At 46.0% G+C, this 12,710-nt stretch carries 14 protein-coding genes; all 14 read left to right on the top strand.

Annotated elements, in window-relative coordinates:
* Positions 1-70: 70 nt before the first annotated feature.
* The 14 genes from copI to ureC all read left to right on the top strand — a co-directional run bounded on the left by copI (position 71) and on the right by ureC (position 12,703).
* Positions 71-661, top strand: coding sequence for a copper-resistant cuproprotein CopI (copI, locus tag MD535_RS07550; RefSeq protein WP_265674268.1), 591 nt, complete (start codon positions 71-73; stop codon positions 659-661).
* A 185-nt stretch (positions 662-846) separates the two neighbouring features.
* Positions 847-1,728 carry a hypothetical protein gene (locus MD535_RS07545; protein WP_265674267.1) on the top strand — a complete coding sequence of 294 codons (882 nt, stop codon included), beginning with the start codon at positions 847-849 and terminating at the stop codon, positions 1,726-1,728.
* Between the two features lie 154 nt (positions 1,729-1,882).
* Positions 1,883-2,032, top strand: coding sequence for a hypothetical protein (locus tag MD535_RS07540; protein WP_265674266.1), 150 nt, complete (start codon positions 1,883-1,885; stop codon positions 2,030-2,032).
* Positions 2,033-2,146: 114 nt separating this feature from the next.
* A complete protein-coding gene (locus MD535_RS07535) occupies positions 2,147-2,362 on the top strand; it encodes a TIGR02450 family Trp-rich protein (RefSeq protein WP_265674265.1) in 216 nt (71 codons plus the stop codon).
* 139 nt (positions 2,363-2,501) lie between these two features.
* Positions 2,502-3,347: a GNAT family N-acetyltransferase gene (locus tag MD535_RS07530; protein WP_265674264.1), complete on the top strand. Its 846-nt coding sequence runs from the start codon at positions 2,502-2,504 to the stop codon at positions 3,345-3,347.
* 247 nt (positions 3,348-3,594) lie between these two features.
* Positions 3,595-4,881, top strand: a complete 1,287-nt coding sequence (urtA, locus tag MD535_RS07525; protein ID WP_265674263.1) for an urea ABC transporter substrate-binding protein — start codon at positions 3,595-3,597, stop codon at positions 4,879-4,881.
* A gap of 102 nt (positions 4,882-4,983) precedes the next feature.
* On the top strand, positions 4,984-6,609 hold the full coding sequence (gene urtB, locus MD535_RS07520; RefSeq protein WP_265674262.1) for an urea ABC transporter permease subunit UrtB: 1,626 nt from the start codon (positions 4,984-4,986) through the stop codon (positions 6,607-6,609).
* Positions 6,610-6,620: 11 nt separating this feature from the next.
* Positions 6,621-7,787: an urea ABC transporter permease subunit UrtC gene (urtC, locus tag MD535_RS07515; RefSeq protein ID WP_265674261.1), complete on the top strand. Its 1,167-nt coding sequence runs from the start codon at positions 6,621-6,623 to the stop codon at positions 7,785-7,787.
* Entirely contained in the window at positions 7,784-8,635 is an 852-nt protein-coding gene (gene urtD / locus MD535_RS07510) for an urea ABC transporter ATP-binding protein UrtD (RefSeq protein WP_265674260.1), read from the top strand. Before urtC ends, urtD begins: the two co-directional genes overlap by 4 nt.
* Before the next feature lies 1 nt (position 8,636).
* Positions 8,637-9,332 (top strand): urea ABC transporter ATP-binding subunit UrtE, encoded by a 696-nt coding sequence (urtE, locus tag MD535_RS07505; RefSeq protein ID WP_265674259.1) that lies wholly within the window; start codon positions 8,637-8,639, stop codon positions 9,330-9,332.
* Positions 9,329-10,243, top strand: coding sequence for an urease accessory protein UreD (locus MD535_RS07500; RefSeq protein ID WP_265674258.1), 915 nt, complete (start codon positions 9,329-9,331; stop codon positions 10,241-10,243). The genes urtE and MD535_RS07500 overlap by 4 nt, the downstream gene beginning before the upstream one ends.
* A 32-nt stretch (positions 10,244-10,275) precedes the next feature.
* On the top strand, positions 10,276-10,578 hold the full coding sequence (gene ureA, locus MD535_RS07495) for an urease subunit gamma (RefSeq protein ID WP_265674257.1): 303 nt from the start codon (positions 10,276-10,278) through the stop codon (positions 10,576-10,578).
* An 8-nt stretch (positions 10,579-10,586) separates the two neighbouring features.
* Positions 10,587-10,922, top strand: a complete 336-nt coding sequence (locus MD535_RS07490) for an urease subunit beta (RefSeq protein ID WP_265674256.1) — start codon at positions 10,587-10,589, stop codon at positions 10,920-10,922.
* Positions 10,923-10,999: 77 nt separating this feature from the next.
* A complete protein-coding gene (gene ureC / locus MD535_RS07485; protein WP_244354136.1) occupies positions 11,000-12,703 on the top strand; it encodes an urease subunit alpha in 1,704 nt (567 codons plus the stop codon).
* Positions 12,704-12,710: the final 7 nt, after the last annotated feature.

Genomic DNA, 12,710 nt, shown 5'->3' with positions numbered 1-12,710 from the left:
GATATTGTTTAAGAAAGAGGCCGCTTTGCTATCGGCTAGGCGGCAACATCACTATTATAAGGAACAGAACATGAAAAAATCACTACGCGCGTTAACTCACACTTTAACCATAACGATGACACTATTTTCGGCAAGCTCAATGGCTAATGAAATGGACCACTCCAAGATGAATCATGCGATGCCGATGGAGCATGGCTCTATGGATCATAGCAAAATGGATCACTCGATGATGGATGATGCGAAAATGGACCACGGCAACATGATGAACATGAAAGGGTTGTCGGCGGTAGGCATGCCAGCTAAAGGCGCGAAGCCGGATAAAGTGGTTCATGTAGTATTAGGGGATGATATGAAAATCACCTTCAAGCGAAGCGTTGATATTAAGCCGAATGATGTGGTGCAATTTGTCGTAATGAACACCGGTAAAGTCGAGCATCAATTCTCTATTGGCTCAGTGACGGAACAGCTTAAACAGCGCGAGATGATAAAATCGATGCCAGCGTCGCAAGAGCTGCAAAAAATGGACAATGTTGTTTATGTGAAACCGGGTAAAGCAGGGCAGATTCTGTGGCATTTTCACGGTGAAAAACAAGTAGAGTTTGCGTGTAATATCCCCGGTCATGCTGAAGACGGGATGACAAAAACCATCGAAGTACAGTAATACTGTAGTGCTGAGTGAGCTCTGAGTACGGAATGGCGCGATAGTGGTGAGAAATGTCCTATCGCGTCATTGTCCGGGGTTAACGTAACAAAGCGAGGTTAGCATTAATTGGTTATGTTAAGCTTGCCACGGATAATGGCATATCCACGATGCTTAAATGTCTAACTAAACCAACGAGGCGCGATGTGAAGTCCCTTTTTCTTACTGCAATGCTGATAGCGGCACCTATGTTGATAGTGGCACCTAGGTTGATAGCGGCACCGAGCTATGCAGGCTCTCTGTGTCAGTCGAATGAAGTGGATGTCACAGGCTGTGAACTGAGAAATGGAAAAACCGTCAGTTTCTGTGCTGATAGTGAAGGGTTGATCACTTACCGCTATGGCAAAGCAGCCAAGGTTGAACTGAGTGTCACAGAGCCTAGAGTTGGAGCCATGAAGATAAGCAGTGAGTCCTATTCTCGAGGCGCGGCCTCCGAGTATCAAGCCGTAAATGGTCAATATTACTATGACTTTGTCGATGCATTATATGGAAGCAATGACGCGAATTATTTGCTATTAGAATTGGACCATCGTGGCGTGAATATTCCTTGGTTGAATGAAGGGAGTATGTCGCACCATACCATCAATAAGTCGTTAACCGTGTCCCATGAAACCAAAGGTGAACTGGTTTCGTTGCTGTGTGTTGAAGATAGCCATTTTTACGGAGAGCCTCATAAGCAAGCTGACTATATTCATATTATGAGAGAGGTCAGCGAAAAGTATCGTTATCATTTGCCAGATTCCATCCCTCAATGCCAGGACGAATCCGACTCTTGTATCACCATTTATGAAGATGCCAAACAAGAATTTGTTTTGGTTTATTTTTTGCCGATTGAAAATAGTGCGTTTATAAACAACCGCGCTTATTTGATAAAAGCGGTAACAGGCGCTATCTCAGAAGTTCCATTGTCGCTTCTCACTGAAGTAAAAAAAGATGAAGCGCAGCCAATATTGTCATTGCCAAAGACGTTGCATTTAACGCTTGATAGGCAGCAAACGGTTGTGTCGATGGAAGCACGAAATGACTAAAGACTTCCCAACTAAGTACTTATACCCACCTACGTTAGTCACACTGTATTAGCCAGAATATACACGCAATGTTCACTTTATTTACATGATGCCTTGACCTCAACTTAGCTTGAGGTTTTATGCTTACCCCAACAACAACGAAAAGGGGTAGGTCATGCAAAATAATTATGTAAAAGAACTCGCAACAAAGACTTTTCAGGAAGATATTGCCAAAGAGGTTCAGCGAGCACAGCAGCGTCCGTTTCATAGCCCGAGCTTTATTGCCGGTCTCTTTACCGCAGTAATAGTCGTGAACCTACTTTGAGTCGAGACATTGGCTTGTTGTTATTTATTCCTTTAATTGGATTGACCTGAAACATTACGAGGCTCGTAAAAACGGCAGTGTTTAAATCCATTCGCCGATATTCACGGAGTCATTATGAATCGAATTAATCCAGCTAAGCTGCGCAATAGTAAATGGACAGCAACGAAACCACTGAATCGAGAAAAACATTTTTTGGTAACAGAAGTGGAGTTTGAAGAAGATGGCTCAGTTTTATCGTGTAAATTAGAAGCCGTTTTATCAAAACGCGAATACGCTATTGATTGGGTTATCTTGAAAAATCCTCAGGACTGGCTTCAAGGTTGGAAGTAATGAAGCTTACTCGTTGCACTTTCGCGAAATGTCTCTGTTCATAATTAGGGCAAAGAGAGCGTCATTGCCCTTGTTTCATAAGCTAATCCACACTAGTTTATTCTTTAAGGGCACATCAATAACAAGGCAGAAAGGGACGATGAAAGGATTTCATATTCGAGTGATGGCTAAGGACGAACTAGACGTTGCGGTTGCTTGGGCGGCTGAAGAAGGGTGGAACCCTGGGTTGAACGATGCGGCCAATTATTACTTAGCGGATCCTACCGGCTTTTTAGTTGGTGTGCTTGATGGTGAGCCCATTGCATGTATCTCTGTTGTGAAATATAACAATCGTTTTGGTTTCCTTGGCTTCTATATCGTCAAACCTAAGTATCGTGGTTTAGGCTATGGTTGGAAAATATGGCAACGCGGAATGGCGTATTTGGATGGCTGCAATATTGGCTTAGATGGTGTGGTTGAACAACAGGATAACTATCAGCATTCAGGCTTTGTTTTTTCCCATAATAACGTGCGATATGAAAGTGTCACTCGACGGTGCGACCTTAAGTTAGATGAGGTCATCGCGGCGAATCAAGTCGATGAGTCTACGCTGACTCGCTATGTCGAAGGCTTTTTCCCAGCAGCAAGAGCGGCGTTCTATCGCGCTTGGTTTACTCAACCCGACAGTGTGGCACTTGTTTATTATGATGGCAGTGATATCAAAGGTGTGGGGGTCATACGCGCATGCCACAACGGATATAAAATAGCCCCTTTGTTTGCTGATAATGTAGCGATCGCGAACCAGCTCTACCCTAGTCTCATCTCTGCGGTCAATGAGGGCATGCCGGTTTATCTTGATGTCCCCGAAAATAACAAAGCCGCAATTGAGCTTGCTCAGCAGTATCAGATGACGCCAAGTTTTGAAACGGCGCGCATGTATACAAAATCTTCACCAGATATACAGCTGGGTCGAACGTATGGTGTGACGTCATTTGAAATTGGTTAGTGAGGTTAAAAGCTCTAGCCATTACTTAAAATATTACGAGTCACCTCTCCAAATTAGTGAAACTCATTTCAACACTTGCACCAATATGCGGCGCATCACAATGGTGTGATGTGCTTAATTTGTGCGCCCGAAAAAATAAACCTAATCATTTCAAGTGCTTATGCCTATCTCTGCGCCATTTTTAAAAGTGGCATTTTTCTTGATGTATGAATATTGAATAACTATTCATAATAAGGAGATATCCAGCATGAACATGACGTTCAAACTTAAGCTTGCGGCAATCGGTGCATCACTTGCTTTCACCTCTGGCCTAGCGATGGCCGACGACACGATAAAGGTCGGTGTATTGCATTCACTCTCTGGAACCATGGCGATTAGTGAAACCACACTAAAAGACACGATCCTGATGTTGGTAGAGGAACAAAACAAAAAAGGTGGCTTGTTAGGTAAAAAGTTAGAAGCCGTGGTGGTAGACCCTGCGTCAAACTGGCCATTGTTTGCGGAAAAAGCACGAGAGTTGGTAGAGAAAGAGAAGGTAGACGTCGTCTTTGGTGGTTGGACATCCGTATCTCGTAAATCCATGCTGCCTGTTTTTGAAGAGCTCAACAGTATTCTTTTCTATCCGGTCCAGTATGAAGGTGAAGAGTCGTCTAAAAATGTTTTCTATACTGGTGCCGCGCCAAACCAGCAGGCTGTACCTGCTGTTGATTACTTAATGGAAGAGCTGGAGGTGGAACGCTGGGTGTTAGCTGGTACAGATTATGTGTACCCGCGTACGACCAACAAAATCCTTGAAGCGTATCTGAAAAACAAAGGGGTGAGTGAGCAAGATATCATGATTAACTACACGCCTTTTGGTCATTCTGATTGGCAGTCAATCGTGTCTGATATTAAGAAGTTTGGTTCAGAGGGTAAGAAAACGGCGGTTGTATCGACCATTAATGGGGATGCAAATGTACCTTTCTACAAAGAGCTTGGTGCACAAGGCGTCTCTTCAGAAGACATACCTGTGGTTGCATTCTCTGTGGGTGAAGAAGAGCTCTCCGGTATGGATACGTCCGCACTAGTTGGACATCTGGCGGCATGGAACTACTTCATGAGCGTTGATACCGAAAGCAATAATGAATTTGTTGAAACATGGCAGAAGTTTATTGCGAGTGAAAAACGTGTCACCAACGATCCAATGGAAGCACATTACATTGGCTTTAATATGTGGACTCAGGCAGTCACTAATGCCGGCACCACAGATGCTGAAAAAGTACAAGACGCACTAATCGGCGTGTCAGTACCGAACCTTTCTGGCGGCTACTCCACCATGTTGCCAAACCATCACATTACGAAACCCGTTCTGATTGGCGAGATCCAAGATGATGGTCAATTTGATGTCGTATGGGAAACCACGGGTTTAGTGGCAGGCGATGCTTGGTCAAATTACCTCCCGGAATCTGCCAAGCTTTACTCAAGTTGGTCTAAGCCATTTTCTTGTGGTGCGTTTAACGTAGAAACCGGTAAGTGTGCAGGTAGCGCAAACTAATTCCTCGGTTATGTTGGTGCTTCTACATAGATATGTAGGAGCACCTTTTCGTTTCTGCCCAGATAAATGATGGATTGTGGGCAGTACAAAAGGACACATTTCATGAAAATTATCATACAGATGTTGAAAGCGGTGGTGTTCCTTGTTTTGGGTACGCACGTTGCGTTCGCCAGCGTTAGTGACAGAGAGTCTTTTTCTCAAACGCTTATAGGAAAAAATAACCCCCAGAAAGAAACAGCGATGAATTGGATTATTGGTAACGAGTCAAATGACGTTGCTAAATCTGTTTTGACCGCCTGGTTACAAGGGGACTTGTTCTATTTTAACGACAGGAAAAGTGAACACTTTCAAAGTTTATATATTTCGACAGATATCAAGCAGGCTTCTCACGCACAAAGCGCCTGGAGTGACGACACTCTTGCGGTAGAAAAATCCCGTCTTTTTAAAAAAGTGCGAGTCAATAACAAGTTACGTGGTCTATTACGTTTAGAAATTGCGGCATTAGGGCTAGAACATAGCGACCCAAGTGTACGTTTAAGTGCGGTAAATGCTTTGTTGGGGCAAACCGATGAAGCGATGGTTGCTCGGTTAAGTACACAACTGAATGTTGAAAAAGACCGCGATGTTGCTCATATACTTAACCTTGCCGTAGCCATTGATAATGCGCTAACAGGGGTGACAATAGAACAACGGATATCTGCCATCGAGGTATTGTCTCATTACAAACAGTCTGTGGTATTACAGACGCTAAATAGCGTGCTGAAGTCGGAAGAAGACCCCGCTGTTATTGCTGAAGCAGAGCGAGCACTTGGCCGCTATCAACAAAGCCAGCAACTCTATTCGGGGGTAGAAACGGTCTTTTTTGGCTTGAGTTTAGGCTCCGTGCTGGTTTTAGCGGGTATTGGTCTTGCGATTACTTTTGGCGTCATGGGCGTTATTAATATGGCGCACGGTGAACTGATTATGATCGGTGCTTACACGACCTATGTGATGCAACAGCTTATGCCGAATCAGATTGGCCTTTCTTTGATTTTGTCTATTCCGATGGCTTTTGTTGTATCCGGAATGGTGGGTATTGCAATTGAACGAAGCGTTATTCGTCACCTCTACGGTCGACCTCTTGAGACTCTTCTTGCGACTTTTGGTATTAGCTTAATCTTGCAACAAGCGGTTCGATCTATTTTCTCGCCACTGAATCGCTCGGTCAGTACGCCTGAGTGGATGTCAGGTGCGTTACAAATCAACCCGATGCTGTCGCTAACATACAACCGCCTCTACATCATATTGTTTTGCATCATGGTGTTTCTTGGTCTTGTCATGGTGTTAAAGAAAACCCCTTTAGGGTTGCAAGTGCGTGCCGTTTCGCAAAACCGTGGCATGGCGAGAGCGATGGGTATTCGTTCTGAACGTGTTGATGCGCTGACATTTGGTTTAGGTTCTGGCGTAGCGGGAGTGGCGGGTGTAGCCCTATCTCAGCTGACCAATGTTGGACCTAACATGGGTCAGGCATACATTATCGATTCGTTTATGGTGGTGGTGTTTGGAGGGGTTGGTAACCTCTGGGGCACGCTCGTTGCCGGGTTGTCTCTGGGCTTATTCAATAAAATCCTTGAACCATGGGCGGGAGCAGTACTGGCGAAAATTCTCGTGTTGGTATTTATTATTTTGTTTATTCAAAAACGTCCACGTGGGCTATTCCCGCAACGCGGACGAGCAGCAGAAGGTTAAGGGTAATTATCATGCAATCAAAATCTTTTGTACTGTCAGCCATGCGCGGCGATAAAGGTGGCCAGCTCACCGTCTTCGCTATTTTGGCCGCTGTAATACTGGTTCCGCTGGCCAATGTCATGTTACCAGTTGGTCACCCCTTACATGTAGAAACCTTTACCATCTCTTTAATGGGCAAGTATCTAAGCTATGCCATGCTGGCGTTAGCCGTAGATCTCGTATGGGGATATTTAGGTATTTTGAGCCTAGGGCATGGCGCTTTCTTTGCCCTTGGTGGCTACGCGATGGGCATGTATCTCATGCGTCAGATCGGCGATCGGGGAGTGTATGGCAATCCGATATTACCGGATTTTATGGTATTCCTGGATTGGCAAGCATTACCGTGGTTCTGGCAAGGGTTTGACCAGTTCTGGTTTGCGTGTTTGATGGCGGTGTTGGCACCGGGAATACTGGCGTATTTGTTTGGTTACTTGGCATTTCGCTCGCGGGTTTCTGGTGTGTATTTGTCGATCATGACTCAGGCATTGACCTATGCACTGATGCTGGCCTTTTTCCGCAATGAGATGGGTTTTGGAGGCAATAATGGGCTGACTGACTTTAAAGATATTCTGGGTTATAGCCTACAACAAGACGCCACTAAGATCGGGTTGTTTATGGTGACGGGCGTTGCGCTTGTTCTGAGTTACTTTGTTTGTCGTAGTGTTATCAGTAGTCGCTTGGGCCGTGTATCAATGGCGATTCGAGATACGGAGTCGAGAACGCGTTTCATGGGTTATGACGTCGATGGGATCAAACTGTGGATCTTTGTATTGTCAGCGGTCATTGCGGGTATTGCCGGGGCATTGTATGTCCCCCAAGTTGGCATTATTAATCCAGGAGAGTTCGCTCCGCTCAACTCCATTGAAATAGTGGTTTGGGTTGCGCTTGGCGGTCGGGCGACCTTGTTCGGTGCCATTGTCGGTGCGTTGGTGATCAACTATGCCAAGAGTTGGTTTACGGTTGAATTTCCAGAAGTGTGGCTGTTCGCCCTCGGTGGTCTATTTGTGCTGTCCACGATGTATTTTCCACAAGGTCTGATCGGTTTTATTTCTGACAAAACCCAATTAGCGAAAAACAAAATTGGTGCTAAAAGAAAGGCATCAGATAACGCGAATAGCAGCAAGGAGGCGACCGTATGACGACGTTAAACCGCGCCCAACAACTGAAGCACTCTGTTCAGGAGTTCACTCGTCGCGATGAGGTGTTCTCTTTCTTAAAACCTGAACGTCACCCCCTAATTGATACTCGACACAATGTGTTGCTGTATGTCGAGGGGGTCAACAAAAGCTTCGATGGCTTTAAGGCGATTAACGATCTTAACCTGTATATCAAGGAGGGAGAATTACGCTGCATTATTGGCCCCAACGGTGCTGGAAAAACCACCATGATGGATATTATCACGGGTAAAACCAAGCCGGATACGGGACAAGTCTGGCTTGGCTCGAATATTAATCTTCTTGGTATGAATGAGTCAGAAATTGCGAACGCTGGTGTCGGGCGTAAATTCCAGAAACCGACGGTCATTGAATGCCTATCGGTATGGCAAAACCTTGAATTAGCTATGTCTGGAGTGAGAAGTGTTTGGGGGACGTATACCGCCAAGTTGTCGGGTGAGCAAAAAGACAAATTAGAGTCGGTATTGGAACTCATTCATCTGAAAAACCACGCAGCACTTCACGCTGGAAATCTATCGCATGGTCAAAAACAATGGCTAGAAATTGGCATGTTACTCATGCAAAACCCCAAGCTATTACTGGTGGACGAGCCAGTAGCCGGGATGACTCACCAAGAAATGGACCGAACCTCCGAGCTCCTTAATTCATTAGCTGGAAAGCATTCAGTGGTGGTGGTGGAGCATGATATGGATTTTGTTCGCTCTATCGCCAGTCATGTCACCGTGTTGCACCAAGGTCATGTACTGGCAGAGGGCACCATGGATCAAGTTCAGGCCCATCCAGAAGTTAAACAGGTTTATTTAGGGGAATAACATGCTGCAGATCCAATCATTAAATCAATTCTATGGTGAGAGCCATACCCTATGGGATCTGGATATGTCTATTCCAGAGGGCAAATGCACGGTATTGATGGGACGAAACGGCGTCGGAAAAACGACATTATTGCAATGCATCATGGGCTTAGTGAAAGTGAAAAGTGGCGACATTCAATTGAATGGTGAGTCACTGCTCAAACACGATGCTGAATCCCGACCGCGCATGGGCATCGGTTATGTGCCGCAAGGTCGTCAAATTTTCCCAATGTTGACGGTTCAGGAAAACCTCGAAGTTGGATTGCCGATCCGCGCTAAGGGAGATAGAACGATTCCAACATTTATTTTCGACTTATTTCCCGTGCTTAAAGAGATGTTGCATCGCCGTGGTGGCGATCTATCAGGTGGGCAACAGCAGCAGTTAGCTATTGGTCGAGCACTGGTTGTTAATCCTAAGCTACTGATCTTAGATGAACCAACAGAAGGGATACAACCCAACATTGTACAAGAGATTGGCGACATCATTCGTATGCTCAACGAAAAGTGGGGGCTGACCGTGTTGCTGGTCGAGCAAAAGTTACCCTTCGTGCGCAAAGTCGGGGATCAGTTTTGTATTCTTGATCGTGGCAGGCAAGTCGCAGAAGGAGACATGACCGGACTTAATGAGCAACTGATCAAGGAGTACTTAACAGTATGAGTCGTGCAGATACCATCCCTGTGTCGAGTTTACCGCCTGAGCTAGAAGCAACGTTAGGACAGGTCATCGACGCCCACACCGAATGTGGCTGGAAAGCGCGTTTAGCGCTGACCTTTATCGATCGCGGTGACAAAACGGTCCTTAAACACCGTTCTCAACAAGGTCCACTTGCGATTCAGCGCCCACTGTATCCTGAAGGTAATCCTTGTCATAGCTATCTGCTTCACCCACCGGGTGGCGTCGTAGGGGGTGATACCTTGCAAATCACCGTGCAGGCACATCAAGGTGCTAAAACGCTGATTACCACACCGGGAGCCACCAAGTTTTACCGTTCGGAGTCTAAGTACGCCAAACAGCAACAAACGTTGCATGTCAGCAAGGATTCTCGACTGGAATGGTTACCGCAAGAGAACATTTTTTTCCCCGATGCTCATGTTCGTATGGACACGCGAGTGCACCTCGAAACGGGTGCACAATTTTTGGGCTGGGAGATGCACTGTTTTGGTCGACCTGCACTAAATGAGGGATACAGCGCTGGTCATTTAATCGGAAAAACAGAAATTTACCTCGATAATCAGTTGCTCCTTAGCGAGGGGTTAAATGTTCGAGGTGATGATAAAGATATGAAAAGTAAAGGGTTATTAGATTATCAAATGATGGGGGCGGTTTATATTTCCATTGATGACGATGATTTTTATCAGTTGGTACAGAGCTTGCTCATTAACATACAACAAGAATACAAAGAAGGTGCGGTGCTCATTGCTGCGAGTCAGTTGGATAACTTATTGGTCATTAGAGCATTAGGGAACTGGAGTGAAGTGATCTTGGATTGCTTTCAAAAGGTTTGGCAATTGACGCGTGAGCATTGGACGGAAGAGTGCCCAGAACCACCAAGGATTTGGGCAACGTAATACGCACTCAACACTGATAATAAGGCTTATAAATGGAATTAACTCCTAGAGAAAAGGATAAATTGCTGATTTTTTGCGCGGGAATGCTGGCGAAGCAACGTAAAGATAAGGGCTTGAAACTTAACTACCCAGAGTCAATTGCGTTTATTTCTAGCGCTATCTTAGAAGGGGCTCGCGAAGGCAAAACGGTTTCTGAGCTGATGGATTTTGGTCGAACATTACTGACTACAGAAGACGTCATGGAGGGCATTGCATCGATGATACCTGATGTTCAAGTCGAAGCGACCTTTCCAGACGGAACCAAGCTGGTTACTGTTCACGAACCCATAGTCTAGGAGAGCGTATGAGTACTTCAACGACCAAATATCAGGGGTTTGTTCCAGGACAAGTTGAAACGGCTAAAGGTGACATCGAGCTCAATGTTGGGCGTGAAACCCTCAAAATAAAGGTCGAAAATTTGGGTGACCGCCCAGTGCAAATCGGCTCCCATTATCATTTCTTTGAAGTCAACGCAGCACTCAGTTTTAAGCGTGAGTTAGCGCGAGGCTATCGTCTCAATATCGCGGCCGGAACGGCAACACGTTTTGAGCCAGGTCAGTCACGTACGGTTGAGTTGGTGGCCTTTGCTGGTAAACGCGAAGTTTACGGCTTTCAAGGTAAGGTCATGGGCAAGGTTTAACGAGTTGAAGCCAAATTGAATAGAAGCCAAATCCGGACAGTAACTAACGGTACGGAAGATAATAACAAGGAAGAATAATGGCGAGTATATCCAGACAAGCATACGCAGAGATGTTTGGTCCTACCGTGGGCGACCGAGTACGTTTAGCGGATACAGAATTATGGCTAGAGGTAGAAAAAGACCTGACTGTGTATGGAGACGAGGTTAAGTTTGGTGGTGGCAAGGTCATTCGTGATGGTATGGGTCAAAGTCAAAGGCCAAGTCGTGAAACGCCAGATCTTGTGATCACCAACGCATTGATTCTTGATTACTGGGGCATCATCAAAGCAGACGTTGCCGTCAAAAATGGTCGTATTCAAGCGATTGGTAAGGCGGGCAATCCCGATATCCAACCGGGCGTTGATATCATTGTGGGTCCGGGTACGGAAGTATTGGCAGGTGAAGGGTCGATACTGACTGCGGGTGGCATTGACTCTCACATCCACTTTATTTGTCCTCAACAAATCGAAGAAGCCTTAGCATCCGGTGTGACGACGATGATTGGCGGTGGTACAGGGCCCAATACCGGCACCAATGCCACAACTTGTACGCCGGGTCCGTGGAATATGCATCGTATGCTTGAGTCTCTTGACCAGTTTCCAATGAATTTCGGTTTGCTTGGCAAGGGCAATGCAAGTCAACCTGAGGCGCTTCGCGAGCAGGTGACGGCGGGTGCTGTTGGTCTTAAATTACATGAAGATTGGGGAACGACGCCAGCCTCTATCGATACGTGCTTGACCGTTGCTGATGAGATGGATGTGCAGGTCGCCATTCATACCGATACGCTCAATGAATCTGGCTTTGTTGAGTCGACATTGGGTGCGATTGGCGACCGCGTTATTCATACTTATCATACTGAGGGCGCGGGCGGTGGGCATGCCCCCGATATCATTAAAGCGGCGGGCGAATCCAACGTACTGCCCTCTTCAACCAATCCCACTAGACCTTATACCGTTAACACCGTAGACGAGCATTTAGACATGCTAATGGTCTGTCACCACTTGTCACCATCGATCGCGGAAGACGTTGCCTTTGCTGAATCTCGCATTCGACGTGAAACCATTGCGGCGGAAGATATTTTGCATGACCTTGGCGCATTTTCGATGATCGCGTCAGACTCGCAAGCGATGGGACGAGTGGGAGAAGTCATCACTCGCACGTGGCAAACCGCCCATAAGATGAAAGTTCAGCGTGGCAGTCTGAAACAAGATTCCAGCTATAGCGATAACTTTCGCCTAAAACGATACATCGCTAAGTACACCATCAACCCCGCGATTACCCATGGCATGGCGCATGAAATTGGTTCAATTGAAGTAGGGAAACTGGCGGATTTAGTACTTTGGAAACCGGCATTTTTCGGTGTCAAACCTAGCGTCATTTTGAAAGGTGGCATGATTGCCATGGCACCAATGGGCGATCCGAATGCGTCGATCCCAACCCCGCAACCGGTTCATTATCGCTCTATGTTTGGTAGCTATGGTAAGGCGTCTCAGAACACATCAATGCTGTTTGTTTCTCAGGCTGCGCAAGATGCGGGCATTGCTTCTGAGTTAGGGCTAGGGAGCTTGATTGGTGTTGCTAAACATTGCCGAACCATTAGCAAGGCCGACATGAAGTTAAATGATTGGCAACCCAATATTGAAGTCGACTCGCAAACGTATCAGGTGCGAGCAGATGGCGAGTTATTGGTGTGTGAACCGGCGGAAGTGCTGCCTATGGCTCAGCGCTACTTTCTATTTTAACCACCTT

Origin of the sequence: Vibrio qingdaonensis, from assembly GCF_026191675.1 — a bacterium.
Lineage (GTDB): Bacteria > Pseudomonadota > Gammaproteobacteria > Enterobacterales > Vibrionaceae > Vibrio > Vibrio qingdaonensis.
This window is presented reverse-complemented; position numbering and strand designations above follow the sequence as displayed.

Coding starts and splice junctions, on each gene's coding strand:
- copI (WP_265674268.1), top strand. CDS start 71: ATGAAAAAATCACTACGCGCGTTAACTCACACTTTAACCATAACGATG.
- MD535_RS07540 (WP_265674266.1), top strand. CDS start 1,883: ATGCAAAATAATTATGTAAAAGAACTCGCAACAAAGACTTTTCAGGAA.
- MD535_RS07535 (WP_265674265.1), top strand. CDS start 2,147: ATGAATCGAATTAATCCAGCTAAGCTGCGCAATAGTAAATGGACAGCA.
- MD535_RS07530 (WP_265674264.1), top strand. CDS start 2,502: ATGAAAGGATTTCATATTCGAGTGATGGCTAAGGACGAACTAGACGTT.
- urtA (WP_265674263.1), top strand. CDS start 3,595: ATGAACATGACGTTCAAACTTAAGCTTGCGGCAATCGGTGCATCACTT.
- urtB (WP_265674262.1), top strand. CDS start 4,984: ATGAAAATTATCATACAGATGTTGAAAGCGGTGGTGTTCCTTGTTTTG.
- urtC (WP_265674261.1), top strand. CDS start 6,621: ATGCAATCAAAATCTTTTGTACTGTCAGCCATGCGCGGCGATAAAGGT.
- urtD (WP_265674260.1), top strand. CDS start 7,784: ATGACGACGTTAAACCGCGCCCAACAACTGAAGCACTCTGTTCAGGAG.
- urtE (WP_265674259.1), top strand. CDS start 8,637: ATGCTGCAGATCCAATCATTAAATCAATTCTATGGTGAGAGCCATACC.
- MD535_RS07500 (WP_265674258.1), top strand. CDS start 9,329: ATGAGTCGTGCAGATACCATCCCTGTGTCGAGTTTACCGCCTGAGCTA.
- ureA (WP_265674257.1), top strand. CDS start 10,276: ATGGAATTAACTCCTAGAGAAAAGGATAAATTGCTGATTTTTTGCGCG.
- MD535_RS07490 (WP_265674256.1), top strand. CDS start 10,587: ATGAGTACTTCAACGACCAAATATCAGGGGTTTGTTCCAGGACAAGTT.
- ureC (WP_244354136.1), top strand. CDS start 11,000: ATGGCGAGTATATCCAGACAAGCATACGCAGAGATGTTTGGTCCTACC.